The organism is Pseudomonas sp. B20 (genome assembly GCF_020515755.1).
In the GTDB taxonomy this organism is placed as follows: Bacteria; Pseudomonadota; Gammaproteobacteria; order Pseudomonadales; family Pseudomonadaceae; genus Aquipseudomonas; species Aquipseudomonas syringae.
Genome location: NZ_JAHPJG010000010.1, coordinates 104,839 through 129,621, shown reverse-complemented (window position 1 = coordinate 129,621; position 24,783 = coordinate 104,839). Strand labels below are relative to the sequence as shown.

21 protein-coding genes and 1 pseudogene are annotated in these 24,783 nt (G+C 60.4%); 8 read left to right on the top strand and 14 right to left on the bottom strand.

Annotated features, from left to right (window positions below; translation table 11 throughout):
• Positions 1–53: 53 nt before the first annotated feature.
• Positions 54–208 (top strand): annotated as a pseudogene (locus tag LIX91_RS13175) (maleylacetoacetate isomerase); the annotation flags it as partial.
• Positions 209–350: 142 nt separating this feature from the next.
• A complete protein-coding gene (hppD, locus tag LIX91_RS13170) occupies positions 351–1,427 on the top strand; it encodes a 4-hydroxyphenylpyruvate dioxygenase (protein ID WP_003315852.1) in 1,077 nt (358 codons plus the stop codon).
• Between the two features lie 60 nt (positions 1,428–1,487).
• Here hppD and LIX91_RS13165 read toward each other — a convergent pair whose 3' ends face one another.
• Positions 1,488–3,686, bottom strand: coding sequence for a putative bifunctional diguanylate cyclase/phosphodiesterase (locus tag LIX91_RS13165; RefSeq protein WP_003412218.1), 2,199 nt, complete (start codon positions 3,684–3,686; stop codon positions 1,488–1,490).
• Positions 3,687–4,050: 364 nt separating this feature from the next.
• Here LIX91_RS13165 and LIX91_RS13160 point away from each other — a divergent pair, with 364 nt between their 5' ends.
• Positions 4,051–5,625, top strand: coding sequence for a diguanylate cyclase (locus tag LIX91_RS13160; protein WP_181016410.1), 1,575 nt, complete (start codon positions 4,051–4,053; stop codon positions 5,623–5,625).
• 81 nt (positions 5,626–5,706) lie between these two features.
• Here the strand turns inward: LIX91_RS13160 and LIX91_RS13155 are convergent, their stop codons facing one another.
• Complete coding sequence (locus LIX91_RS13155; RefSeq protein ID WP_226488588.1) at positions 5,707–6,498, bottom strand: IclR family transcriptional regulator; 792 nt, start codon at positions 6,496–6,498, stop codon at positions 5,707–5,709.
• A 140-nt stretch (positions 6,499–6,638) separates the two neighbouring features.
• Between LIX91_RS13155 and hmgA the strand changes: the two genes are divergently transcribed.
• The gene (hmgA, locus tag LIX91_RS13150; RefSeq protein WP_226488587.1) at positions 6,639–7,943 is read left to right on the top strand and encodes a homogentisate 1,2-dioxygenase; all 1,305 of its coding nucleotides are present in this window, start codon (positions 6,639–6,641) and stop codon (positions 7,941–7,943) included.
• Entirely contained in the window at positions 7,943–9,238 is a 1,296-nt protein-coding gene (gene fahA / locus LIX91_RS13145; protein WP_226488586.1) for a fumarylacetoacetase, read from the top strand. Before hmgA ends, fahA begins: the two co-directional genes overlap by 1 nt.
• A 26-nt stretch (positions 9,239–9,264) precedes the next feature.
• On the opposite strand, the gene LIX91_RS13140 is transcribed toward fahA, so the two are convergent.
• On the bottom strand, positions 9,265–9,879 hold the full coding sequence (locus LIX91_RS13140) for a TetR/AcrR family transcriptional regulator (RefSeq protein ID WP_003370440.1): 615 nt from the start codon (positions 9,877–9,879) through the stop codon (positions 9,265–9,267).
• A gap of 194 nt (positions 9,880–10,073) precedes the next feature.
• Here LIX91_RS13140 and LIX91_RS13135 point away from each other — a divergent pair, with 194 nt between their 5' ends.
• Positions 10,074–11,165: an MBL fold metallo-hydrolase gene (locus LIX91_RS13135; protein WP_226488585.1), complete on the top strand. Its 1,092-nt coding sequence runs from the start codon at positions 10,074–10,076 to the stop codon at positions 11,163–11,165.
• A gap of 211 nt (positions 11,166–11,376) precedes the next feature.
• Entirely contained in the window at positions 11,377–12,312 is a 936-nt protein-coding gene (locus LIX91_RS13130) for a LysR family transcriptional regulator (protein WP_226488584.1), read from the top strand.
• Between the two features lie 7 nt (positions 12,313–12,319).
• Here the strand turns inward: LIX91_RS13130 and LIX91_RS13125 are convergent, their stop codons facing one another.
• From LIX91_RS13125 to LIX91_RS13100, 6 genes are all read right to left on the bottom strand, one after another.
• Positions 12,320–12,469: a hypothetical protein gene (locus tag LIX91_RS13125; RefSeq protein WP_002554136.1), complete on the bottom strand. Its 150-nt coding sequence runs from the start codon at positions 12,467–12,469 to the stop codon at positions 12,320–12,322.
• Positions 12,470–12,595: 126 nt separating this feature from the next.
• Positions 12,596–13,273: a type 1 glutamine amidotransferase domain-containing protein gene (locus tag LIX91_RS13120; RefSeq protein ID WP_180301314.1), complete on the bottom strand. Its 678-nt coding sequence runs from the start codon at positions 13,271–13,273 to the stop codon at positions 12,596–12,598.
• 167 nt (positions 13,274–13,440) lie between these two features.
• Positions 13,441–14,658 (bottom strand): aldose 1-epimerase family protein, encoded by a 1,218-nt coding sequence (locus LIX91_RS13115; RefSeq protein WP_003412206.1) that lies wholly within the window; start codon positions 14,656–14,658, stop codon positions 13,441–13,443.
• 553 nt (positions 14,659–15,211) lie between these two features.
• Positions 15,212–15,562, bottom strand: coding sequence for a hypothetical protein (locus LIX91_RS13110; protein WP_003412204.1), 351 nt, complete (start codon positions 15,560–15,562; stop codon positions 15,212–15,214).
• A gap of 75 nt (positions 15,563–15,637) precedes the next feature.
• Positions 15,638–16,570, bottom strand: coding sequence for a hypothetical protein (locus LIX91_RS13105; RefSeq protein ID WP_003417693.1), 933 nt, complete (start codon positions 16,568–16,570; stop codon positions 15,638–15,640).
• 65 nt (positions 16,571–16,635) lie between these two features.
• Positions 16,636–17,796 carry a TDT family transporter gene (locus tag LIX91_RS13100; RefSeq protein WP_103695729.1) on the bottom strand — a complete coding sequence of 387 codons (1,161 nt, stop codon included), beginning with the start codon at positions 17,794–17,796 and terminating at the stop codon, positions 16,636–16,638.
• A 127-nt stretch (positions 17,797–17,923) separates the two neighbouring features.
• On the opposite strand from LIX91_RS13100, the gene LIX91_RS13095 reads away from it, so the two are divergent.
• Complete coding sequence (locus LIX91_RS13095) at positions 17,924–18,877, top strand: LysR family transcriptional regulator (protein WP_226488583.1); 954 nt, start codon at positions 17,924–17,926, stop codon at positions 18,875–18,877.
• On the opposite strand, the gene LIX91_RS13090 is transcribed toward LIX91_RS13095, so the two are convergent.
• The 5 genes from LIX91_RS13090 to LIX91_RS13070 are packed head-to-tail and all read right to left on the bottom strand — an operon-like array spanning position 18,811 to position 24,783.
• Entirely contained in the window at positions 18,811–20,226 is a 1,416-nt protein-coding gene (locus LIX91_RS13090) for a lipid II flippase MurJ (RefSeq protein WP_100073218.1), read from the bottom strand. The genes LIX91_RS13095 and LIX91_RS13090 overlap by 67 nt on opposite strands.
• Before the next feature lie 15 nt (positions 20,227–20,241).
• On the bottom strand, positions 20,242–21,063 hold the full coding sequence (locus LIX91_RS13085; RefSeq protein ID WP_100073217.1) for an acyltransferase: 822 nt from the start codon (positions 21,061–21,063) through the stop codon (positions 20,242–20,244).
• The gene (locus LIX91_RS13080; protein WP_226488582.1) at positions 21,060–22,475 is read right to left on the bottom strand and encodes an O-antigen ligase family protein; all 1,416 of its coding nucleotides are present in this window, start codon (positions 22,473–22,475) and stop codon (positions 21,060–21,062) included. The genes LIX91_RS13085 and LIX91_RS13080 overlap by 4 nt, the downstream gene beginning before the upstream one ends.
• On the bottom strand, positions 22,475–23,575 hold the full coding sequence (locus LIX91_RS13075) for a glycosyltransferase family 4 protein (protein ID WP_226488581.1): 1,101 nt from the start codon (positions 23,573–23,575) through the stop codon (positions 22,475–22,477). The genes LIX91_RS13080 and LIX91_RS13075 overlap by 1 nt, the downstream gene beginning before the upstream one ends.
• Entirely contained in the window at positions 23,566–24,783 is a 1,218-nt protein-coding gene (locus tag LIX91_RS13070; RefSeq protein WP_226488580.1) for a glycosyltransferase family 4 protein, read from the bottom strand. The genes LIX91_RS13075 and LIX91_RS13070 overlap by 10 nt, the downstream gene beginning before the upstream one ends.

Sequence of the window (24,783 nt, the reverse complement as noted above, 5' to 3'; positions counted from 1 at the left end):
CGCAAGTTACGCATTACGTAATGTGGTTACGAAAATAAAAACACCGCATCCATGCGAATATTTACCTGCTACCCCAGTCGTACGCAGCGCATTGTTACCACGTCGACCTGACTGCGTGTGCGCGTATCAGCGGGTCGAGCACCTGGCCCTGCAGCCCCCGGCCTTTTACCAGGCACACCCTGATGCACAATCGGACAAGCCGGAGTAGGCTGCCCTCATGAAGATTCTTGGTCTGCAACTGATATTCGGTGATTTTCTCGCACGCAGCGTGCGAGGGATTCCGTGTGCGCCGCCCGCAGGACAGTGATTGCCAGGGTTACCCACTCTCACTTTCCTGCAAGGAGCCAGTCATGGCTGATCTTTACGAAAATCCAATGGGCCTGATGGGCTTTGAATTCATCGAGTTCGCCTCACCGACGCCCAACAGCCTTGAGCCTGTGTTTCAGATGATGGGCTTCACCAAAGTCGCAACGCACCGCTCCAAGGACGTGTCCCTGTTTCGTCAGGGCGCTATCAACCTGATCCTCAACAACGAGCCGCACAGCCTGGCATCGTACTTTGCCGCCGAGCATGGTCCTTCGGTATGCGGTATGGCGTTCCGCGTGAAGGATGCGCAGAAGGCCTATAACCGGGCACTGGAACTGGGTGCACAACCGCTGGAAATCGCGACAGGACCCATGGAGTTGCGCCTGCCCGCGATCAAGGGCATCGGTGGCGCGCCGTTGTACCTGATCGATCGCTTCGGCGAGGGCACGTCGATCTACGACATCGATTTCAACTTCATCGAAGGCGTTGACCGCCACCCGGTCGGTGCCGGTCTGAAATTCATCGATCACCTGACCCACAACGTGTACCGCGGACGCATGGCGTATTGGGCCGGTTTCTATGAAAAGCTGTTCAATTTTCGCGAGCTGCGTTACTTCGACATCAAGGGCGAATACACCGGCCTGACCTCCAAAGCCATGACCGCCCCGGACGGCATGATCCGCATTCCGCTGAACGAAGAATCGTCCAGGGGCGCGGGTCAGATCGAAGAGTTTCTGATGCAGTTCAATGGCGAAGGCATTCAGCACGTGGCGTTCTTTACCGATGACCTGATCAAGACCTGGGACGCGCTGAAAGCAACCGGCATGCGCTTCATGACCGCGCCGCCGGATACCTACTACGAGATGCTGCAAGGCCGCCTGCCTGATCACGGTGAGCCGGAAGCCGAGCTCAAGTCACGCGGTATTCTGCTCGATGGTTCTTCCGAAGGCGGCGAGCGTCGTTTGCTGTTGCAGATATTCTCCGCAACGCTGATGGGCCCGGTGTTTTTCGAATTCATTCAGCGCAAGGGCGATGACGGGTTTGGCGAAGGCAACTTCAAGGCGTTGTTCGAATCCATCGAACGCGACCAGATCCAGCGCGGTGTACTGACGCCGGACTGAGCGATCACCAGAAGCGTCCGCCTTGCGCGATCAGACGAGCCTGCCCAGGCTCGTTCTGAGTCATTTGTGCTTGAGCACGTCAGCTTGCCGGTTGTAACGCGAGATATAGCGCTCGGTGAATTCATGCGCCGGCATGGGGCGACCGTATAGATAGCCTTGGCCTTCGTCGCACACGTAATGGCGCATCAGACTTTCCTGCTCACGGGTTTCTATGCCTTCTGCCGTGACTTGAAGATTGAAGCCGTTCGCCAGCCTGATAACGGCCTCGATGATGACTTCGTCTTTTTTGCTGCGATCCACGCCACTCACGAATGAGCGGTCAATCTTCAGCCGTGTCACCGGATAGTCTTTCAGCAGGCTCAGGGACGCATAGCCGGTACCGAAATCGTCGAATGCAATGCCCACTCCCAATGAGCGAAGGTGGCGCAGCGGTTCCATAATGCGCTGTTCGTTTCGCAGGATGATGTTTTCCGTGATCTCCAGCTCGAGCGAGTGTGCCGGCAAGGAAAAGTCTTCAAGCGCACTTTCAACCATTTCGGCAAAGTCACGCATGCGAAACTGCGCGGCGAACAGGTTGACGCCGATGCGGAATTCTTCACAGCCGGTATTTCGCCATTGCGCCGCCTGCTCACAGGCTGAACGCAGTATCCATTCGCCCACCGGCACCGCAAGCAGACCCGCTTCCAGTGCAGGTAGAAAAACCGCCGGGGACACCACACCCAGTGTCGGATGGTTCCAGCGTATAAGGGCCTCGGCTCCGGTGATACGACCATCCGCAAGTCGTACCTGGGGTTGGTAATAAAGCTCGAACTCTTTGTTGGCCCATGCCTGACGCATCGATGAGCTGAGCGCGCCTCGTCGTGAAGCGGTCTGTCGATGCTCGGAGGTGAAGGTGCGAACAAGGGAGCGTCCGTCAGACTTGGCCTGGTAGAGCGCCAGGTCAGCATTACCGAGCATTTGCTCCTCGTCGTAGTCGGAGCCACACCTTACGGAGACGCCAATGCTGGCGCCGATGTAGACCGAATTGTCTTCAAACTCTATCGGTTCCTCGATGACCGCGATAAGCGCCAGGCCCAGCTTGATCGCCTTGTCAGGGTCTGCCGTGTCGGACAGGAACACGACAAACTCATCGCCGCCCAGACGCGAGACCATATGGCAGGCCGGTACGTGTTCGCGAAGACGGTGAGAGGTCACCTTGAGCACAAAATCACCTGCAGCGTGGCCCAACGTGTCATTGACGTCCTTGAAACCGTCCAGATCGATCAGCAGGATGGCTGCTGACAGCTGTGCATCGCACGCCTCCTTGATCCGTCTCTTGAGCGTTGATCGATTGGCAAGCCCGGTCAGGTGATCGTATTCGGCCGCATGTTTGAGTAATTTGTCCGCCTCGACACGCTGGGTGATGTCCCGAATGATCGCTCCGAATTGTGGCTCGCCGGCATACGTCCATTGTGAGAGCGAGAGCTCTATGGGGATGGTATGACCGTCGCGATGGATGGCCGTCAGGTTGATGGATTTTCCGATAATGGAGGCCGGGCCGCCTGCAGCCACCCTCGACAGACCCGCATGATGCCTGGAGCGCATTTCGGGCGGAATAATGATGTCGAGAGGCTTTCCCATGGCGTCCTCGGATCGATGCCCGAAAATGAGCTCGGCCGAATTGTTCCATGAGATGATCCGGTTTTTGCTGTCCGAGCAGATTATCGCGTCGGGTGAGGTCGAGGTGATATTCATGAAGCGGGCGTGGCTGTCTTCATTCTCGAGCTCGAGCCGACGCAACTCCATTCTTTCGATGACCATGACCGCCAGGTCCTGAAGAACCCGCTGATCTCGCTCCGAGAAGGTCTCTCGAGGTTTATTGTCGATCAGGCACAGGCTGCCCAGCACATGACCGCTGGCGGTTATCAGCGGCGCCCCGGCATAAAAGCGAATATAGGGAGCGCCAACCACCAGCGCGTTTGAGCTGAACCTCTCGTCCTGCAATGCATCAGGCACCAGAAAAACGTTACGGCCCATGAGCGCAAAATTGCAGAATGAGACGTCGCGGCCCGTTTCGCAGACATCGAGGCCAACCCGCGCCTTGAAGAATTGCCGGTCGCGATGAACCAGAGAAATCAAAACAATGGGCACGTCGAAAATCCGCGATGCCATTTGCACGATCTGATCGTATTCGTGCTCAGATGGGGTATCCATCAACGAAAAGGCATTCAGGATTCGAATACGTTCTTCGTCATCATCGCCGACTGGGTAACTATTCATTTGAGGCCATCGCTATAAGCTGATCGCACCTGAAATACGAAGCGATCGATAAGCAACGCCGCTATGCCGGCACCGGTGAAGGCACACTGCCAGCATACGCTTGCGCCACGCCGGAAAAGCAACGTTCGATACATTGGCATTGGAGCACCTCTCACAGTAGCGTATCGGCAGCTGTTTTCGGACAGCTCAGAAGCTGTATCGTCAAAAAACCGGATACCTGTAACAACTTCTTGAGCAACTAGCGTGGCGGGCATCGATACAACTAAGGCCAGTATTACCCTGGCGCAACAAGATGCTCAGGTTCAGTGTCGCAAAGGTACGAAAACTGCATAGAGGGTTTCACTGCCAATTTGATGACAATCCTATGAAGCCGCTTTCCTTTATTCCGACGAGGCTTACCCCCTCGGCGCTCAGCAAAGCTTTGATCGGCTTCATTGCCCTGGTTTGTCTATCGTTGATCCTGGCCACCGCCTGGCAGATGAACCAATCCAAGCTCGAGCGCGTCGCCACTGCGAGGATTGCGGTGTCCAATATCGTGCTCGCTGCCGAACAGCAGGCTCAGGACACCCTGCAGCAGGCTGACAATACGCTGCGTGACCTTGCCGAGCGTGTTGAGCAGGATGGCGCCGCAGGCGAGCAGCAAAGCCGCTTGACCAGACTGATGGCTCAAGACCTGGTGAACGTCAAAGGGCTACAAGGGCTGTTCATCTACGATGCTCAAGGCAACTGGGTCGCCAATTCCTTTGCCAAGGGCGTGCAGACCCGCAACAACGAAGACCGCGCTTACTTCATCTACCACCGCGACAACCCTGACCCGTCCATTCATGTAGGGTCCATTGTAGAGAGCCGCAATACGGGGGACATGGTCATCCCGGTCAGTCGACGTATCAATGCGGCGGATGGCAGTTTTGCAGGCGTTGCCCTGGCCACCGTGCCGGTGGCTTATTTCCAGGCGTTTTTCCAGCGTATGGATGTAGACGACAAGGGCGTGATCTTTCTCGCTCTGAACAATGGCGACCTGCTCGCACGGCGGCCCACCTTAACCGCACTGATGACCACCAATGTGGCCAAGGGCGATATCTTCACTCGCTATCTGCCGTACAGCGACAGCGGCACCGCGGTGATCAACTCCGTGGTGGATGGGGTGGAAAGGATCTACGCCTATCGGCGCGTGTCCGGGTTGCCCATCGTCGCCGCTGCCGGCATCTCCTGCCAGCATGTGCTCGCGCCCTGGTGGGCCTATGCACAGCGGTCCATGACCATCACCGGCATCATTATCCTGGCGCTGGTTTTTCTGGGCGTCCTGCTGTACCGGCAAATCCAGCAGTTGATCACGGCGGAGGGTGAACTGAACATCGCCAGGAACGACCTGGAGATCATCGCTCACACGGACAGCCTGACGCACCTGGCCAATCGACGCTGCTTCGATGCGGCCTTGCAGCAGGAGTGGGGGCGGGCAAGCCGGAGTCATGCAACCATCGCGATCATTTTGCTGGATATCGACTGGTTCAAACAATACAACGACACCTACGGTCATCTGCAGGGTGACGACTGCCTGAGGCAAGTGGCGGGGCTGATTGGCGACAGTCTTGACCGGTCCGGGGATATGGCAGCACGTTATGGCGGTGAAGAGTTTGTCATTTTGTTGCCTGAAACCGACCTGGCAGGCGCGCTGAGGCTCGCGGAAAAAATCAGATCATCCATTGAAGCCAGTTGTATAGAGCACTCGTCCAGCCCGCTGGGCAGGCTGAGCATCAGCTCGGGCGTGGTGGCGGTCAACGCGGCAGAGAAAAATCGGCATACCGCTGCGCTGGAGGAAGCGGATCGACTGCTTTACCTGGCCAAAACCAAAGGACGTGACCGCGTCGAAGGTCGCTTGATTCAAGGGCGGCAAGCAGACAGCCATTTTGCCAGGGTATCCACCGCTTCCACTCGATAGTCGAGCGTCATGGACAGGTAACTGCACAGGGTTGCTGTCAACATGTTCGGCAAACCAACGTGCGTCGCGGCGGGCGCAACGTCAGTCTGACGGACGGTTACCGCCCATACGATCGCTGATGGCCTGCGCCGTTTGCAAAAGTCTTCTGGCCGCCAGACTCTGGGTCTCGTCGTTCAACACCGATCCCGGCCCGACCACGGTGATCACGCCCACCAGCTTGTCACCCATGGCGAACAGCGGTGACGAGGCGGCGTTGATACCCGGCATCAGCAAGCCCTGAATCTGGTGCACGCCGGTGGTACGAATCTGCTCGACATGCTGCTCGGCCTCACGCAGCTGGATGGCGCTCAGCAACGGCACTTCCTGCTCGCGAAGCGCAGCGGTTTCGCGCCCGTTCAGAAAGCTGTCGAACACCAAACCGGTGGACGAGCCAAGCAGCGGCAGCACCGAGCCGATCTGCGTGACCAGCGTCACCGCACCCATCGAGGGCTCGACGTACACCACGGTCGGCCCCTTGTTGCCCCATACCGCCAGAAAGCAGGTCTGATTCAACTCGTCGCGCAAGCTGGCCAGCCAGGGCGCCGAGACCTTGAGGACATCCAGCTTGCCGAGCGAGGCCAGCCCGACCTGCAACGCCTCGCGCCCCAGCCCGTAGTGATTGTTGACAGCATCCTGTTCGGCAAAGCCACTGGCAATCAGCGCCTGCAGATAACGATGGACCTTGCTGGCGGGCATGCCCAAGTGTTCGGCCAGTCTCGACAGGGACGTGGCAGGGGAGAGTTCAGCGAGCGCCTTGAGCACGCCCAGCCCGACTTCGGCGGCCTGGACCTTCTGCTGGCGTCCGCCTACGGGGCTTTCGGTTTGCTGGGTCATGGGGTGCTGTGCGCCGATCGGGAAAGGCAGCTTTATAGCTTGACCGGCTGGTAAACTCAAATTACGTTATGCGTAATCGCTTTACGTAAAATAATGTTTCGTCCTGTCTCTGCCCGACCCCATGACAACAAGAGGTCCAGATGGCTATCCACTCCAGTTCCGACGCATTGGTTTATCAGTCGGGCTTTGGCAACCAGTTCAGCAGCGAGGCGCTGCCCGGCGCGCTGCCCCTTGGCCAGAATTCGCCGCAGAAGCATCCGCTGGGTCTGTATGCCGAGCAGTTCTCGGGCACCGCTTTTACGGTCGCGCGCAGCGAAGCCCGACGTACCTGGCTGTATCGGATCAAGCCATCGGCAGCCCATCCGCATTATCAGCGCATGGATCGGCAGATCGCCGGTCAGGAGCAGGGGCCGATCAACCCCAATCGGTTGCGCTGGAATGCCTTCGACATCCCGGCGGCACCGACCGATTTCATCGACGGTCTCATCCCCCTCGCCAGCACCTCGGCGGCGGAGCAGGCCGAGGGTGTCAGCGTTTACCTGTACACCGCCAACACCTCCATGCAGCGAGCGTTCTTTAGTGCGGATGGTGAATGGCTGGTGGTGCCCCAGCAGGGCCGACTCAGAATCGTCACCGAACTGGGCCTGCTGGATATCGAACCTCTGGAAATCGCTGTCCTGCCGCGAGGTTTGAAGTTCAGCGTGCACCTGCTCGACAGCAGCGCCCGCGGTTATCTCTGCGAGAATCACGGTTGCGCCTTGCGCCTCCCGGAACTGGGCCCGATCGGCAGCAACGGGCTGGCCAACTCACGTGATTTTCTGACCCCGGTCGCCTGCTTTGAAGACAGTAGCCAGCCGATGCAACTGGTGCAGAAGTTCCTCGGTGAACTGTGGTCGACGCAACTGGCGCACTCACCCTTTGACGTGGTGGGCTGGCACGGCAACAACGTTCCGTACAAATACGACCTGCGGCGTTTCAACACCCTCGGTACGGTCAGCTACGATCACCCGGACCCGTCGATTTTCACCGTGCTGACCTCACCGGGGGCTATTCACGGCCAGGCCAACATCGATTTCGTGATCTTTCCGCCGCGCTGGATGGTGGCTGAGAACACCTTCCGCCCGCCGTGGTTCCACCGCAACCTGATGAACGAATTCATGGGCCTGATCGACGGCGCGTACGATGCCAAGGCCGAAGGCTTCATGCCCGGAGGCGCTTCGCTGCACAACTGCATGAGTGCGCACGGCCCTGATAATGTCACCGCTGAAAAGGCCATTGCCGCCGAACTGAAACCGCACAGGATCGACAACACCATGGCCTTCATGTTCGAGACCGGCAAGGTCTTGCGCCCCAGTCGTCATGCGCTCGACTGCCCGCAACTGCAAGCCGATTACGATGCCTGCTGGAAGGACATGGCCAGAACGTACACCCAGGAGCCACGCTGATGAATACCGCGCTCAATCGTCGCAGCTGGGTCGAATCTGCCAACGGGCATGCCGATTTCCCCCTGCAGAACCTGCCGTTGGGCGTGTTCAGCCATGGCCAGGCCGCTCCGCGTGGTGGGGTGGCCATCGGCGACAGGATTTTCGATCTGCGCGTGGCAACAGAGTCCGGGGTGTTTCAGGGGCCGGCCGCCGACGTGGCCGAGGTTGCCAGCCGCGACCAACTCAATGATTTCCTTGCGCTGGGTGCCGCTGCCCGACGGGTGTTGCGCGCCGCCTTGTTGCAGTTGCTCGATGAAGACAGTCAACAGCGCGACAGGCTGCAGGGCATTGCCGGTTTGTTGCTGCCGATGAGTGAGTGCACGTTGCACATGCCGGCTCGGGTGGGTGATTACTCGGACTTCTACGTCGGTATTCATCATGCACTGAATGTCGGCAAGCTGTTCCGCCCGGACAACCCGCTGCTGCCCAACTACAAATACGTGCCGATCGGCTATCACGGCAGAGCGTCGACCTTGTGTCCCTCCGGTACGACGGTGCGCCGGCCCAGCGGGCAAACCCTGGTGCCAGGCCAGGAGGTTCCCGTTTTCGGTCCCTGCCAGCGCCTCGATTACGAACTGGAACTGGGGGTCTGGATCGGGCCGGGGAATGCCCAGGGCGAGGCCATCGGGATCGATCGGGCCGCCGAGCACATCGCCGGGTTGTGCCTGCTCAACGACTGGTCGGCGCGTGACATACAGGCGTGGGAATACCAGCCGTTAGGACCGTTTCTGTCCAAGAGCTTTGCCACGACGATCTCGCCCTGGGTGGTAACCGCCGAAGCACTTGAGCCGTTTCGTCGCGCGCAACCGCCGCGTCCGGAAGGCGATCCGCAACCGTTGGCGTATCTGCTGGATGACCACGATCAGCAGCGCGGGGCGCTGGATATCGAGCTGGAAGTGCTGCTGCTGACGGCACAGATGAAAGCCGAAGGGCTGGCGCCTCATCGGTTAGGTCTGAGCAACGCGCTGAACATGTACTGGACAGTGGCGCAGATGGTTGCGCATCACAGCGTCAACGGCTGCAAGTTGCAGCCGGGCGACCTGCTCGGCACCGGTACGTTGTCCGGCCCCGAGGAAGGTCAGTACGGCAGCCTGCTGGAGATGACCGCAGGCGGCAAACAATCGGTGAGCTTGCCCAATGGCGAAACGCGAATGTTCCTGCAGCTTGGCGACGAGGTGATTATGCGTGCCCGCTGTCATCGCGAAGGGCACGTCTCGATTGGCTTCGGCGAATGCCGGGGCGTTGTGCTCGACTGAAAATACCGTGGCCGATTGCTTAAGCGTCAGCGGGTTATTTCGTACCAGCCGAGAAACATGTCCAGCGTCGACTCGACCACCGTGTGCTGCTCCTCGGGGGTAAGCAATGCCGCACTGAACGTCACCTGCGGCCAGAACGCGAACGACTTGAGCAAGGCATGCATTTGCGTCGCGGCAAAGGCCGGGTCGACCGGTTTCAGACGGCCGTCCTTCTGTGCGGCGCGAATCCAGGCGCTGAAGGTTTCTTCTCGTTCATTGATACGCGCCATCCACACCTGCGCCCGCTCGGGCGAGTGAATGGTCGCGCCAACCACCACGCGGGCCAGGTCGAGGAAGTGGCTGTTGGTCAGGTTGCGCATCTTGCCCCACAGCAATTCCCGCAACTGCTCGCGCAAGCCGATCTGCGGATGAAAAACTACTTCGGCCTGCGGCGGTGCGCAGCTCCAGAGGCGCTGCAGCATCTCGGCGAACAGTTCTTCCTTGCTGGGGAAGTGGTTATAGACCGTACGTTTGGAAACCTCGGCCCGCGCGGCGATCCGGTCCATGCTGGTGATCTCGAAGCCACGATCGCCGAATTCGGCGATAGCCGCCTGGACGATGGATTCGCGTTTCTGATCGGTGAGGCGCATGGGTTCGGTCATAGGTTCGCTTCAAACGTGCGTTTAGAGAAAATTACACTCAGCAGTTTACTTGTCGCCAAGGATCATGCAAGCTTAAAACTACACCGTGTAGTGTAAAACAATGTTACATATTTTCCCTCGGACATCCTGCAACAGGATCACGTACGAAGTATGCACGGCTGGAGCCTCAACCTGCCCCCAGGAGTCAGCGAACCATGGCCTCGACGCATCAGAAAAAGGACTCTTCTTCACTGCCTGTCTTGTCCCGTCACGAAGGGCGATACCGCAATCACGCCGCCATGAAGCCATCGAGCCTGCTGCGCACGCTCGGTATTTTCTGGGATCAGGTGTTCAACAAGCCCAAGGACACACGCCCGGCAGGCGACATTCCGGTGCAGCCGCTGTCGCGTCAGCAATTGCTGGCTGCACCGAACAACACGGTGTACCGCCTGGGGCACTCGACCGTTCTGCTCAAACTGCGCGACCAGTTCTGGCTGACCGACCCCGTGTTTGCCGAACGTGCCTCGCCCGTGCAGTGGGCGGGCCCGCAGCGCTTTCATCAGCCGCCGATCAGCCTCGAAGAGTTGCCGCCGATCAAGGCGGTGATTCTTTCGCACAACCATTACGACCACCTCGATCGTATGGCTATCAAGGCGCTGACCGACAAGACCGAGCACTTTCTGGCGCCGCTTGGCGTGGGCGATACGTTGATCGAGTGGGGCGTGCCTGCGCACAAGGTGCGTCAACTGGACTGGTGGCAGTCCACCGAGGTGGCGGGCATCGAGTTCGTCGCCACACCCTCACAGCATTTCTCCGGGCGCACGCTGCTCGACAGTAACCGCACCTTGTGGGCGTCCTGGGTGATGATCGATGGCGATCAGCGGATCTTCTTCAGTGGCGACAGCGGTTACTTCGATGGCTTCAAAACCATCGGCGAGCAATACGGACCGTTTGACCTGACCTTGATGGAAACCGGCGCCTACAACGTCGAGTGGCCCGATGTGCACATGCAGCCCGAGCAGACGCTGCAGGCGCACCTGGACCTGCGCGGTCGCTGGTTGCTGCCGATCCACAACGGCACCTTCGACCTGTCGATGCATGCCTGGCACGAGCCGTTCGATCGCATTCTGGCTCTGGCCTGGGAGCAGAATGTCTCGATCACTACGCCGATGATGGGCCAGCCGTTCTATGTTCAGTACCCGTGTCGCGGTCTGACCTGGTGGTTGGCCGTGGATGAGGTGGTTGAGTCCGAAACCGAACAGGCAGACGGCGCAGAATCCCGCAGCTGCCGTCGGCAGAATGCCTGAGCGTGGAAGGCAGACACTCCGCTAGCTGCAGACGATCTCCAGAACGCCCTCAAGGGTAGTCAGACCAGACAAGCGGCATGATGGATGGCAACTGTATTCTCTCCGATGCAGGCATGATGGTAGCGAGCGGAGGGGCGTAGTGATTGCATTTTGATGCTATCTTGTGCGCGTTGACCTGACCGCCCGGTCATAGCGCCAGCGAGATACCTTGATGCTTAACAGTAATGCCCTGAGAAAGCTGGACATGCAGGACCTCATGGTCTTTGTCTCGGTGTATGAGCAGCGCAACCTGACCCTGGTCGCGGAAGCGTTGCATGTCAGCCAGTCGACGGTCAGTTACTGCCTGAAAAAGCTGCGTGCGAACTTTGAGGACGATCTGTTCATCTGCACCCGCAACGGTATGCGTCCGACCCGCAAGGCGTTGGCCATGCACGATCATGTGCAGCAGATTCTGCGCTCGGTCAATCTGTGTCATGACGGTCTCGATCTGTTCGACCCGACTCGCACACAAACGACCTTCACGGTCTGCGCGCCGGAGTATTTCGAGCTGCTGGTATTGCCGCATTTGATGCGTGACTTCGCTGCCGCCGGTTTCTCGGTGACGGTCAATGTGCAAAAACTTGAGCAGCAGTTGCCTGCGGAGCAATTGAACGATGGCCTGTTTGACCTCGCCCTGTGCTTCGGGCCTGGCTTTCACCGAGTCCCGGACAGTCTGATTTCGCAGGTGTTGATGGAGGATGATCTGGTTTGCGTCATGGACTCCAGATTCGCGCCGCTCAGCGCTCTTATCGATCTGCAAACCTTTATCCAGCACCGTCATGTCTACCCGACGCCGTGGACGTCCGACACCAACATGGTGGATGGCTGGCTGCAGCGTCAGGGGCTGGAGCGCAACATCGTCGCGCGGGCCGACAGCTACCGGGCGGCCTTGCAATTGCTGGAAGGCACCGATTTCATGCTGGTGCTGCCACGCCGTATTCAGACGCTGCTGGGTAATGAAGTGTGGATTTCCGTACTCGAATTGCCGCCTGACCTGCCTGGCTTCAGCCTGGACATGCTATGGAGTGCCCAGGCGGATCGGGACGAAGCCAGTGGCTGGCTGCGTGAACAAGTCGTTAAGGTGTGTGCCGAACGCGGCTTGCTCTGACGCAGTGTCAGTTGCCTGACTTGTCTTTCTGCGGGTCGGGGGAGGTGGCAGGTCGGGCCTGTTCACCCTGCTGATTGAGCTGTTTGTTCTTCTCGCCCACTTTGCCTGCGTTTTCCGGCTTGTGATCGAGGTCTTCGCGTTTGGATTCATCAGCCATGACCGTATTCCTTATTGTCGGGGGGTGTGGTTATTGGTCAGTGTGGCGGGTGCAAGATTCGATTTAAATGACGCGCGGTCCGTTGCCCGATACTGATAGCGTCGGACGCCGAACCGCGCAGATCGATCAGCTCAGCAGAGTGATCAGGTCTTTGGCTGCCTGCGCAGAGCTGGCCGGGTTCTGGCCAGTCACCAGCTTGCCGTCGGTCAGCACGTACACGCCCCAGTCCTCGCCCTTGGAATAGTCGCCGCCCAGTTGCTTGAGCGTGTCTTCGACCAGAAAAGGTACGACTTTGGTCAGGCCGACCGCTTCTTCTTCACTGTTGGTGAAGCCTGTGACGCGGCGACCTTTGACCAGTGGCTGGCCGTCCGGCGCTTTTACGTGACGCAATACGCCAGGTGCATGACAGACCATCCCGTGTGGCTTGTCTGCCTTGGCAAAAGCCTCGATCAGCGCGATGGAGTCCTTGTCTTCAGCCAGGTCCCACAGCGGGCCGTGACCGCCCGGGTAGAACACGGCATCGAAATCGGCAGCATTGACGTCAGACAGAAGGCCGGTGTTAGCGAGCGCTTTCTGCGCATCAGCATCGTTGGAGAAGCGCTTGGTGTCTTCGGTCTGAGCGTCGGGCTCATCGCTTTTCGGGTCCAGCGGTGGTTGACCGCCTTTCGGAGAAACCAGCGTAATGTCGGCACCGGCCTCTTTGAACGCGTAATACGGCGCGACGAACTCTTCGAGCCAGAAACCGGTTTTCTTGCCGGTGTCGCCCAGTTGGTCATGGGATGTCAAAACCATCAGGATTTTCATGTGCATGCTCTTCTTCGAAGGGTTGAGAGGGTGTAGACAGGCGAAAACCTCAAGTGTTGTGAGAATTTTTTTACCACCGGAACGAGCAGGGCCGGATGTCGACACAATGGCTTGCGTCGACATCCGGCCCTGTTTCACCGCTGCGTTGGAGAAACGTCAGATGAGGATCATTGCTCCTTGGTCAGGTCCACTAACGGCTCTTTGCGCACTTCAGTCTCGCGACCGTCCTGAATGTGCTTGACCTGCCCAAGGGCTTTGTCGACCGCGCCTTTGTCAGCCAGCAGGCTGTAGCTGATCTGGAACTGACGTTGCTCTTTCGGAGCAATGGTTGGCACCAGATTCAGCGGGCGCTGGAAGCGGCGGTTGTAGGAGAAGCTGGTCCCCGGTTCCAGTCCGGTGACGTAGCCCTGGCCTTTGGTGTCGGTGTTTTTCCACAGCGAGAACACCGGCAACTGCTTGGTATTGAAACCGACTGACACGCCCAGGCTGCCAGCCTTGTTGTGCAGCACGGTCAGCGTGTCACCCTTGGCATCGCCGTAAGGCACGATGTTGTAGACCGTCTCGTCGTAATCCGGAGTCGGTGCGCGGTAGGTCTGCCAGTCGCCGAGATCACCCTTGGCTTTGTCGTTGAACGGCGAAACCTGCTTGACCGGCGCTTCGAAACGCGCCCCTTGCTCGAGGAACGGCGTGCTGAAGTTGCTGTGGTACAGCGCCTGGTATTCTTTCGGGTAGTCGCCATTGTTGGTCAGCGTATCGTTGAGCGAAAAGCTCGTGCTGCCTGGCTCGGTGACCAGTTCGGTCTGCACCGAGAAGTCGACCTTCTTGAATGCCTGCTCCTTCAATTCGCCCTTGAGGCGGATCGCGTACGGCGGTTTTTCGTCGATCTGCAGTGTCACCTTGCTCGCCGGAATGTTGGCGGCACGGCCGTGCAGGGTCAGCAACTCGCCGTTGTCCATCCCCGGATGGCCCACCCACTCATAGCCGCAGCGAGCTACCAACTCGTTGAAACCTTCCAGCCAGCCCAGACCGCCGCGGCCATTAAGCTCGATGAAGGCCGGATTGACCACGTCCTTGACCGGCGAATCCCAGCCCATGCGCACATCGCCGACTGACGCCTGCAGCACATTCATGCCACGGGTCGGGACGACTGACAGCTTCATCGTGCCATTGTCGATATCGATGATGCTCACGCCCTCCTGACGACCGCCATGCAGCGTACGCATCGTGACAGTGAATGGCTTGTCGGTCTTGACGCCCAGTTGCTGACTGGTGATCTGCTGATTCTGCGCAGCCTTGTCGGTGTCGAGCAGCACGTAATCCCAGGCAAACACACTGGAAGCGGCTGTAAGAGCACCGAGGCCTACGAGCAGAGGAAGGGATTTCATGATGGTGGTCCTTCTGTAATTATTGGAATTATGGTGTTGCATGCCGTCTGAACAGCTATTTAACGCCGAGTTAAACGATTCAGCAATGGGCAGAGTCCAGGCAGGGCGCTTTTCAGTCTCTATGGCACTGACTATGCGGAGCGCGACATTACTTTGGCCTCATCAAAGTAACTCTCCGAGGGGCGAAAAGGTGACTTGAGTCGAACGCCAATCCACCTGATGTCGCTGAACCGCCGTGTGACGCGGAGCGTCACGAACTGCATTCCCACGCGCAGCGCTCAGCGTTATACGCAAGTTCTAGAATGCCCGGAATAAAGGACTTACAGGCTTCTGCCCGAAGGGCGTGGAAGTGAGCCGGGTGACGCTTCGCTTGTTCGCGAAGACGGTGTTTCAGTCGATGTATTCTCGGCGAATATGCAGCTCCCTTCGCGAACAAGTTCGCTCCCACGGCCTTCGGCCAGAATCAAAAGCAGACTTGTGTATAACGATGAGTACGGACGATGAGGAACGAGAGGTGCCTCGGTCAAACATAACCAGGCAGTTAAAGCACCGCTCATTGAGAGTCAGGTGACTGCCCCCGAACCTGATCGAGCCCAGGCCGCTCGGCTGCCGCCTCACCCAGCAACCGCTCGATCTGCGCATGCTCCCAGCCGCTGAGCAAACTCACCGGATCAGTGCGCAGCCAGCTTTCGAACGAGCCTTCCCGACCCAGCGGACAGCGACATGCCCGACAGCGAGTCGGGCTGCCCTCAGTGACTTCCAGCGTCAGCAGCCAGCCGTCAATCTCGACCTGCTGCAGCCCGGAACCGGAGGGTGTGCCAAGAAGCATCAGCGACCGTGTACCCATCGCAGCATCCCGCAGTTGCTGATACACCTCACGAGTCGTCAAAGCTTTCACAGGCATCACCCAATTCCATTTTGCTGAGTAAAGCACGATTCCGAATCGTGCCGGTTAAAGCAGACATGCGGAGCAGATACATCAAAAAGTCGACGGCGCACCAAACAGGCTTTCGATCTCGGGCCGGGTCTGGTTGATCGCGCCCAACTGCCGGATCAGCTCGGCCTGCCTGCTGCCGCGTACGCCAGCAGTGGTCATCAGCGCATCGCGCACATAGGTATAGACACCGCTGACACCGAACGGCGTGATGTAACGAACATGCTCGCTGATGCCTTGGGTGATCGTCTTGAACTGCTCGCTGGCGTAATAGGTCCGGCGCGTCCAGGCTGATTCGAACACCAACTCCATCATGACGATATTCAGGCGCGACGCTTCGACCTCATGATTAACATCCGGCGCAGGCGGTGCAGGCTTGGCGTTGTCGTAAGGTTGTGCGAGGTGCAGGCGCAGTTTCAGCACAGCATCGGAACCCGCCATGTCGCGAGCGAGCTGCTCAATGGCTTTTCGGGCTGCAGGCAGGTCAGCGCTGGCGAGATGAAAGTGCAGATGCATCTTGTCCAGTGTGGCGGTTTCGTTGGGGATCGGATCAGGCAGGCGATCCACCAGCGTGCTGGAGCCATCCGGTACGTCGTAGGCGATGGTTTCCTCGAACATGTTCTGCTCGTCGGAGAACAGCAGGGCGCTGGCATCCTTGAATTGTTTCTGCGCTTCGGCGGACAGAAAGCCGATCTCTACGCCACCATCCAGCACGTAGCCCGGCAAGGCCTTAACGCCTTCGATGATCGGCCAAAGGTGGCCGTCCTTTTCCCGCGTCAGGTGATGCTGGACATACCAGCCCAGGCCTTCAAGCCTGGCGCACAGCGGGCCATGAACGTCGCGCCAGTAGGTCGCGAACAGCTCATGGGGAACGCCCGTCTTGCGCAGCACGGTGGTGTAGGAGTTGATGACGATGTTTTCATCGCGAGCGGCGTGGTTGCCGGAAAAGTGGCTGGCGGAAAAGGCTGAGTTGGGCATGGAGGCTCTCTGTCATGAAGATATTCCTCTCAGGCGCCTCGCCGCCGAGGTAAGTTCAAGGAAACTTACCGGCGGACACCTCCTTGTGCTGCGATGCAGGGCGAGACGAACAGGTAACCCCGGTAGGCGCCGGCCAGAGTCCGTACCGACACGACCGACCACATCAGCGCCAGCAGCGCAACGAGCCACGTGCCAAAGACATCGAAGAAGCCCAGATGCAGGGTAGCGCCGAGTTTGAGCGTCGCCACTGCATACACGCCAAGCGGGAAGGTGAACGCCCACCAGCCCAGGTTGAAGCCGATGCCCTGTTTCACGTAGCGCGCCGTAATCAGCACGGCCAGCGCCATCCACCACAGACCCAGCCCCCAGAACAGCATACCGACCACCACACCGATGCCTGCTGCCACTGTGCCGATGGATGCGAGGCCGTGGGCGGCGAAGATGGCCGGGGCGTCGCTGCCCATCACCAGCATGCCCAGGGCGCCCGTACCGATGGGGCCGAGTGCCAGCCAGCTGGACGCGGCCATGCTTTCGTGGGGCAGTTTGTGCAACGCCAGGCGCAACAGCAGAATCACCAGAATGCTCAACGCCACGGGCACCGAGTAGGCCCAGAGTACGTAGCTGGTGATCAGCACGGTGAACTGCGAATCAGCGGCCGCAAGATGTGTCGTCAGCGATCCCCCACAGGCCGCTGCAACTTCGGCGGCCACCACCGGTAACAGCCAGACCGCGGTCATCTTCTCGATGCTGTGCTCCTGACGGGTGAACATCATGAAAGGGATCAGCACCCCACACGCCAGGGCCATCGCCACGTCCAGCCACCACAAGGCTTCAGCAACCGGGACAATGGCACTGCCCCAGCGCGCCGGCCCGAACACCAGCAGGCCGTTGATGATGGTCGCCAGGCCCATGGGAATGGTGCCGAAGAACATCGACACGGTGGAGTGCCCGAAGATCTGACGTGCCTCATCGAAAAACAGCAACCAGCGGCTGGCGTACATCACGCTGAACAGCGTGAACAGGACGATGTTCAGGAACCACAACGCTTCGCCCAGCGCGCGCAGCGGGGCAGGGCTACCCGGCAGTTGAGCCAGCGCCAGCGACAGAATGCCGGTGCCCATGGTCACGGCGAACCAGTTGGGGGTGAATTGCCGGATCGCCTCCAGCGGGCTGGTCAGTGCTGCGAAGGGGGCGTTGCCCTTGATGAGGATTGCGAGCCTGCTCATGACAGTCTCCTGCGGGTGATTTCGGGACGTGCCATCAGTCTACGGATCGACAGTCAATCTTCTAAACGGGTAATCTCTCTCATCGTTACCTGTTTTTCAGGTAGGTGCCCGGCGAGAGAACACGGCCTTGAGAATCAACCTGCGGCAATTACAGATTTTTTGCGCGATCACCCGCTGTGGCAGCACCACCAGCGCAGGTAGCGCTCTGGCACTGTCCCAGTCAGCCACCAGCGCGGCATTGAACGAGCTGGAAAGCGCACTGGGTACGCGTTTGTTCGACCGGGTGGGCAAGCGTCTGCTGCTCAATGACAGCGGGCAGGCACTGCTGCCGCGAGCCATGAAAATGCTGGAAAATGCCCAGCAGATCGAGAACAGCTTTCTGTTGCCCGACGCGGCGTTGAATGCTCGCCTGCGCATCGGCAGTAGCAGCACCATCGGCAATTACGTTGTGCCACAGATCGTCGGGGCACTGCGCGGCTCGACGCCTCAGCTGCGAATCGATGTGGACATCGGCAACAGTGCACTGATCGCGCGCAAGGTCGCGCAGTTTGAAATCGACATGGGTCTGATCGAGGCACCCTGTCATCTGCCTGAGCTGATCGCCGAGCCATGGCTGGTCGATGAAATGCTCATCGTCGCCGGCAGCGCTCATCCGCTGGCCGGGCAGGAACACGTGTCGCTGGGCGAACTGCAGAGCGCCGGGTGGCTGCTGCGTGAGCAGGGTTCGGGGACGCGCGAAGAGGTCGAACACTTGCTGCTCAGGCATTTGCATGACCTGCAGGACATGCGTCAGGTAGGCAGCTCGGAAGCGATCATGCGCACCCTCGCGCAAGGCATTGGCATCAGCTGCCTGTCCGGTCGTGTGGTCGCCGACCTGCTGGCCAGCGGGCAGTTGCGCACGCTCGCCAGCCCGCTGCCGCCGCTCAATCGCCGGTTCTTCATGATCAGGCACCGCGACAAGTTCATCTCGCCGAGCCTGGAGCGTTTCAGGGAAGCCTGCCGTCAGGCCGCCGATCAGGCTGACACGTTGCGCCACGGCTTGAGCCACAGCGCCAGCCCGACCAGCAGTAGCGCGCCATAAACACAGCTCAGGCCCAGTTGCAGCCAGGTGTCGTGCAGCGGATGCAGCAACAGGGCGGCGATAGCCATCAGCAGGCTGGCCAGCAACCAGTGGCTGCGCCACGGCAAGACATTCAGCAAAGACTGGCGGCGCATCAGCAGCACGCCGGTGACCAGCGCGCCGCCCAGCGCGGCAAGGGCAATGCCGGTCAGGCCGAAGGCGAAGGGCAGTGCGCCGAGCAGCAGCGCATTGCACAGACTGCCGACTAGCTCGCAATTGAGCGGCAGACGCGTGTCACCGGCGGCGTAGGCATAGCGCGCCAGCAAGGCATTCCAGGCGCCGAACATCAGCGGCACGGCAAACCAGGCCAGCAGTTCCGGCAGCGGCCCGCCCTGGGTCTGATTGGGCAGCAACAGGGTTACCAGCGCCCCGGCCGCGCCGATCAGCCCGGCCACCGCCGGCAGGGTCAGCAAGGTCGCGCTGCCCAGCCCGCGTTTCAGCAGCGACAGGCGCTGATCGCCGGCACTGCCGCTCATCAGGCCGAGCAGTACCTGATTCAGGCTCATCAACGCAATCAGCGGCAGGTTGATCAGTTTGCGCGCCAGGTTGACCCAGGTCACCGCGCCTTCGCCGAGCAGCGAAGCCACCATACGCTCCAGCAGGGCAAGCCCCTGGCTGGCCAGGTTGCTGCTCAGCAGCGGGCCGATACGCTGCAACAGCTCGCGCATTGCGCCAGCTTCCGATTGCCACTGCCAGGGCCGCCAGCCCGAGCGATACAGGGCTGGCAACAACACACCCGGCATCAGCACGCTACCCAGCACGCACGCGCTGGCCAGCCCGGTCGACGTCGAGGCATGGCTGAACGTGGCGAGGTAGATGACTGGCGGCAGGTTGAACAGCAGCGAGCCGAGCCCGGCCAGCACGAAGCGCGAGCGAGCCTGTAGCGGTACGCAAAACAGCGCATGCAGCATGAACCCCGGCGCGCACCAGGCCAGCCAGCGCAGGCCGCTGGCAGCCTGCGCGTAGCCGTCGGCGTCCAGCCCCGGGCCGATCAAGCGCACCAGCCCCCCGGCGCTCAACAGCAGAATGACACTCACGGCCAGCCCGGTCAGCAACAGACGCGGTGCCATGCCTCCCAGCCAGCGCTGTTGCCGTTCAGCGGTACGCTGCTGATAAAGGGGCAGGGCAGCAGCGCTGAGCAAGCCCGCGGCCAGTGACATGCGCAGCGCCTCGGGGAGGAACATCGAAACCAGAAACGCGTCGCTCTGGCTTCCGGCACCCCAGGCCGCCACCAATAGCCATTCGCGGGCAAATCCGGCAGCCAGACCGGTGAGGGTGGCCAGTGTCAGCCAAAGTGTCGATCCCAGCATCGCCTGCGCTTCTGATCAGTGAAACAAGGTGAACAGGCCTTTGCCGCCCACCTTGTACTTGAGGCCGCGAGCGCGCTCGCCCTTGATCTCCGCGTTCGGGCCACTGACGATGGCGTAGGGCGGAACCGGTTTGGAGACCACGCTGTTACCGCCCACCACGGCACCTTCGCCGATGTCGGCGCCGAACGAGAGCAGCGCGCGGCTGCAGATCCAGGCGTAGTCGCCGATGAACACCGGCCCGCCTACCGCCCAGAATTCAGGCTCGTTGAGATCGTGTCCGCCGGCGATGATTAGCACATGTGAAGCGATGGTGACGTGATCGCCGATCACCAGGCCGCCGCGTGCGTCCAGCTGGCAGTGCCAGCCCACCGTACTGTCATCGCCGATGCGCAGGCTATCGACGCCCAGCACCTCGGTATTGCGCCAGACCGTCGAGCCCTTGCCGATCTTCGCGCCGCCGATGCGCAACCACAGCAGGCGCAGGGTGTGGCTGGGGATCTTGCAGATGAGGATGTTGTAAGCCTGCTCCCAGGTCCGCAACATGCGGTCGCGCAGGGTCGGCCAGTTGATCCCGTACAGCGGAATAAGTGCGCCCTTGGTTTCGCTGGCCAGCAGCTTGTAGAAGCGTCGCGCCAGCGGGTGTTCGATTCTTGGCTCGATATTGAGGTAGCAGATGAACGACAGGGTGCGTTCCTTGATCCGCGTTTCAAAGCACACTTCGTTGTCCAGCATCCACTGGTAGGCGGCATCCAGCTCGTCGAGCGGCACCGCCATCTTGCGCGCGTAATCGGGCAGTGCCTCTCTGAGATTATGAGAATGCAGCATGCGGTGTTTCATGAGGAGGCTCCCGGCCCGGGTGAGGCGTCAAGGTGTCTGGATGTGTTGTCGGGCATGGCGCGCAGGCGTCGGGTTTCGTGCAGGCTGATGCCGAGCAAGAGCCAGAACACTGCAACCAGCACACTGGTGAAGCTGAAGTAATGGTCGAACAGACCGCTGAACAACGCAGCCAGCACACCGCTGGTGCAGCCCAGCGCAATACCGTTGTCGCGAGTCAGCACGACCCGGCCGCTTCCGGGGCGCACTTCCTTCCACCAACTGAGGGTGATGGCGATGAACAGCAGCATGCCGGGTATGCCGATCTTGTAGATGAAGTTCAGCCACAGGTTGGAAATGCCGAACTCTGTGTAGCCCAAGACCGGCGGGTCGGTCTTGAAACCGATGCCGAACGGGAAGGTGGCCACTGCGTCGGGGAAATGGCTGTATTCCAGAAAGCGAATCGCGGTACTGGCATCGTCGTCGCTGAACAGCCCCATCAGTCGGTCTTGCAGAGGCGGGTAGAACATCAGCAGAAGAATGCCGGCCACCATGCCACCCATCAGCAGCCGTCCCAAGTGCGGAATGCGTCGCCGGGCCATCAGCAGCATTACTGCGATCAGGCTCAACAGCGCACCGCGTGAGCCGGTCAGCAACAGGCCGACCGTACCCAGTGCCGCCACCGCCAGGCCCAGCTTGCGAGCCGTGCCGCTGCGCGTCATGCCGAAGCAGAAGGCCAGCGGCAGCAGCATCGCCAGCGCACCCCCGGCCACGTTGGGGTGCATCCACGGCGAGCCCATGCGGCTGGCGAACGAAAGCAGGCTCTCGCTCAACACGTCGGCACCGCTGTAGCCCAGGCTGCCGAGAATCGGAATGATTGCAGTGGCCGAGCCTTTGGTGACGTAGACCCCGATCGACAGCACCAGCAGCAACAGCGTCCCGCCGAGCAGCGCGATGACTGCGTTTTCCAGCGTCTTGAGGTCGGTCAGCAGACGTGGCACCAGAAACAGGATCGACAGGTTGAATAACCAGCGGACCCAGTTGATCGGGCCGTTGCCCTCGGCGACGACGGTCAATTGGCCGACCAGAAACGGAAACGCACTGAACAGCATCAATGCCACCAGCAGCCGTTCGGGGCGCAGCATGTGGGGCACACGGTGGCGCTCCTGAAAGACTGCATGCAGCAGATAGCTGGCCCAGGTCAGCATGATCAGCGCTTCGGACACCGTGGTGCGAATGCCGATCTGAACCGTCGAGTAGGGCAGGAAGGTTCCGATCAGGCAGAACAGCAGCAGCCCGCGTACCGGCCGGCGGATGATCGTGGCAACCGCCACGATACCGATCGCTGCCGCCACCACGAAGGGCGCCGGCAGCATCCAGATCATCACGCCGAACAGCAGGCTGAACAGCAGCCCCAAGGGTAAGGCCATTGGCATCAGCGCAATTCCTCCAGCGCCGCGTGCACGCGTTCGCAAAAGGCTTTCAACTGGTAGCGCTGCGTCCAGGCTGTGGCGATCGCCGGATCCTCTTCGGCGGCCTGCGACAGGGTGCCCATCAACCTGATCAGATTACCGCTGTCGACCGGCGAAAAGCGCGGGCTGTGGGGCGGGGCGACTTCGTCCAGCGAGGACCCCGAGGCCACTGCAACCGGTGTGCCGGTGTTCAGTGCTTCAATCACCGGCAGCCCGAAACCTTCGCTTTTGGAGGGTTGCCAGAGCCGTTCGGCATGTTTGTAGACGGCGTGCAGTTCGGCGTCGCTCAGGCCGCTGAGCACATGCAGACCCGGTAACTGGCGCTGGGCCTCGGTCAGCGGATCATCGCCACCGACCAGTACCAGCTCCGGGGTATCGACGAATTGCATGCGCGCGGTCTGCCAGGCGTCCACAAACCATTTGATGTTCTTGCGCGGTTCGCGCGTGCCCACGCACAGCCAGTAACGCAGCGGCAGGCGCAGTTGCGCGATGTCGGCCGGCTCACCCTTGAAGTCTTCCACCAGCAGCGGTATGACGCGCAGCTTGGCCTTGATCCTGGGGAACAGGCGCGCCGCTTCGTTTGCAGTGAACTGCGAGGGCACCCAGATCTGATCGGCGACCTTCAGCGACCAGGCAATCGACAGGTAGTCGGTCATCCGGTAGAGCCTGGCTTTCAGTTGCGAACCGTGACTGTTGTGCTGCGTGAGCTGAAACAGATCGTGCAGTTGCAGTACGTAGCGCACACCGGCTGGTTTGCGCCCCAGCGGCAGGCCCATGTTGATATTGGCCACGTAGATCTGAATGCCAGCATCGCGCAGGGCTGCAGGCAGATACTGGCCTTCGAAGCGCAGGCGATCCGGCAGCCGATGCACTGAATTCAATGGGGCGGCCCAGCGCGGGGCATGCATCAGGCGGCGTACCGGATGATCGTAGGGGGCCACGCCGAACAGCTGCAATTGCACGTCCGGATGTTCACGGAATGCCCGTTCCAGTGCCAGGTTCTGGCGTCCGATGCCGCTGGTGGGGTAACCGGCTGCGGCGCGGTAATCGAGTCCTATACGCATGAGCGCAATCCTTGCTTGGAGAACGAAAAGCGGGTGTAGATCACTTCCAGCTGAGCGGCGGAAACGGACCAGTCATGCCGGGCGCGAACATAGACGCGGCCGGCTTCGCCAATCTGCTCGAGCTGCAGTGGTTGGTCGGTGTATTCGGCGATCAGGGTCGCCAGCCCGGAGGCATCCTCGCTGCCCAGGTAATGTTCGCCATTGCGCACCGCCAGCCCGGAAACGCCCTGTGCGGTGGTCACCACCGGCAGGCCGGCGGCCATGGCTTCCAGGGTCTTGAGCTTGGAGCCGCCACCCTGGCGCAGGGGCGCGAAGAACATCGAGGCAGTGGCCTGCAAGGCACGCAGGTCAGGCACAAAACCCAGCCATTCAATGCGCGGGTCAGGCCAACGCTCGCGCCAGGCCGAAGGCATACCGAAGCCGCCGATGGCAAAACGCACATGGGGTGCCAGGGCCCAGACCTTTGGCATGATCTCGTCCAGCGCCCATTCGATGGCGTCGACATTGGGGCCGTATTCATAGTTGCCGATGAACAGCAGGCGATGGCTGTGACGGTCCGCATGGACGCTGGCGTAATAATCGCAGTCGACACTGTTGACCACATAGGACGTAGCCCTGCCGCTCAGACGCGAAAGCGCCTTGGCATCGTCCTCGGTGACCGCGATCAACTCGCCGGTCTGGCGAAACACGCGGGTTTCCCAGCGCCGGTAGCGCCAGCGGTCATAGACCGCAAAGGCATTGGCCCAGCGCGGCAGACGGTCGTAGCTGGCGGCACCCAGGTCCGATTCGACATTGTGCTCGGTCAGCACAAAGGGTTTGCCGGAGCGCTTGAGCGCACGTTCGAAGGGCTGAAAGGCATAAGTGTGCTGCAACTGAATAATGTCCCAGTCCTCCTCCAGCAACTGTTCGAAGGTCTTTTCCAGTTGCGGCGCGTAGCCGTTCACGCTGGCCAGCATCGGTGGCGGTGCAAAAGCCACGGCCAGCACGGTACGCAGGCTGAGCAGCGGGCGGCGATCGATCACGATCAGGCGTTCCAGCCACGGCTCCAGTGCTGCGCGCGCGTCGTCGTCCAGCGGGTTCTTGGACTGCACCAGCAGCGTGATGCGATGACCGCGCGCTGCCAGGTTGCGCAGCAAATGGTATTCCCGGGTCTTGCCGCCACTGGTGGTGGGCCAGGGCAGGTAGGGGAGCGTCCACAGGATTCGCAT

What these genes read in the sequence shown, in the direction of transcription:
- hppD (WP_003315852.1), top strand. Translation starts at nt 351, where the DNA reads ATGGCTGATCTTTACGAAAATCCAATGGGCCTGATGGGCTTTGAATTC.
- LIX91_RS13165 (WP_003412218.1), bottom strand. Translation starts at nt 3,686, where the DNA reads ATGAATAGTTACCCAGTCGGCGATGATGACGAAGAACGTATTCGAATC.
- LIX91_RS13160 (WP_181016410.1), top strand. Translation starts at nt 4,051, where the DNA reads ATGAAGCCGCTTTCCTTTATTCCGACGAGGCTTACCCCCTCGGCGCTC.
- LIX91_RS13155 (WP_226488588.1), bottom strand. Translation starts at nt 6,498, where the DNA reads ATGACCCAGCAAACCGAAAGCCCCGTAGGCGGACGCCAGCAGAAGGTC.
- hmgA (WP_226488587.1), top strand. Translation starts at nt 6,639, where the DNA reads ATGGCTATCCACTCCAGTTCCGACGCATTGGTTTATCAGTCGGGCTTT.
- fahA (WP_226488586.1), top strand. Translation starts at nt 7,943, where the DNA reads ATGAATACCGCGCTCAATCGTCGCAGCTGGGTCGAATCTGCCAACGGG.
- LIX91_RS13140 (WP_003370440.1), bottom strand. Translation starts at nt 9,879, where the DNA reads ATGACCGAACCCATGCGCCTCACCGATCAGAAACGCGAATCCATCGTC.
- LIX91_RS13135 (WP_226488585.1), top strand. Translation starts at nt 10,074, where the DNA reads ATGGCCTCGACGCATCAGAAAAAGGACTCTTCTTCACTGCCTGTCTTG.
- LIX91_RS13130 (WP_226488584.1), top strand. Translation starts at nt 11,377, where the DNA reads ATGCTTAACAGTAATGCCCTGAGAAAGCTGGACATGCAGGACCTCATG.
- LIX91_RS13125 (WP_002554136.1), bottom strand. Translation starts at nt 12,469, where the DNA reads ATGGCTGATGAATCCAAACGCGAAGACCTCGATCACAAGCCGGAAAAC.
- LIX91_RS13120 (WP_180301314.1), bottom strand. Translation starts at nt 13,273, where the DNA reads ATGAAAATCCTGATGGTTTTGACATCCCATGACCAACTGGGCGACACC.
- LIX91_RS13115 (WP_003412206.1), bottom strand. Translation starts at nt 14,658, where the DNA reads ATGAAATCCCTTCCTCTGCTCGTAGGCCTCGGTGCTCTTACAGCCGCT.
- LIX91_RS13110 (WP_003412204.1), bottom strand. Translation starts at nt 15,562, where the DNA reads ATGCCTGTGAAAGCTTTGACGACTCGTGAGGTGTATCAGCAACTGCGG.
- LIX91_RS13105 (WP_003417693.1), bottom strand. Translation starts at nt 16,570, where the DNA reads ATGCCCAACTCAGCCTTTTCCGCCAGCCACTTTTCCGGCAACCACGCC.
- LIX91_RS13100 (WP_103695729.1), bottom strand. Translation starts at nt 17,796, where the DNA reads ATGAGCAGGCTCGCAATCCTCATCAAGGGCAACGCCCCCTTCGCAGCA.
- LIX91_RS13090 (WP_100073218.1), bottom strand. Translation starts at nt 20,226, where the DNA reads ATGCTGGGATCGACACTTTGGCTGACACTGGCCACCCTCACCGGTCTG.
- LIX91_RS13085 (WP_100073217.1), bottom strand. Translation starts at nt 21,063, where the DNA reads ATGAAACACCGCATGCTGCATTCTCATAATCTCAGAGAGGCACTGCCC.
- LIX91_RS13080 (WP_226488582.1), bottom strand. Translation starts at nt 22,475, where the DNA reads ATGCCAATGGCCTTACCCTTGGGGCTGCTGTTCAGCCTGCTGTTCGGC.
- LIX91_RS13075 (WP_226488581.1), bottom strand. Translation starts at nt 23,575, where the DNA reads ATGCGTATAGGACTCGATTACCGCGCCGCAGCCGGTTACCCCACCAGC.
- LIX91_RS13070 (WP_226488580.1), bottom strand. Translation starts at nt 24,783, where the DNA reads ATGCGAATCCTGTGGACGCTCCCCTACCTGCCCTGGCCCACCACCAGT.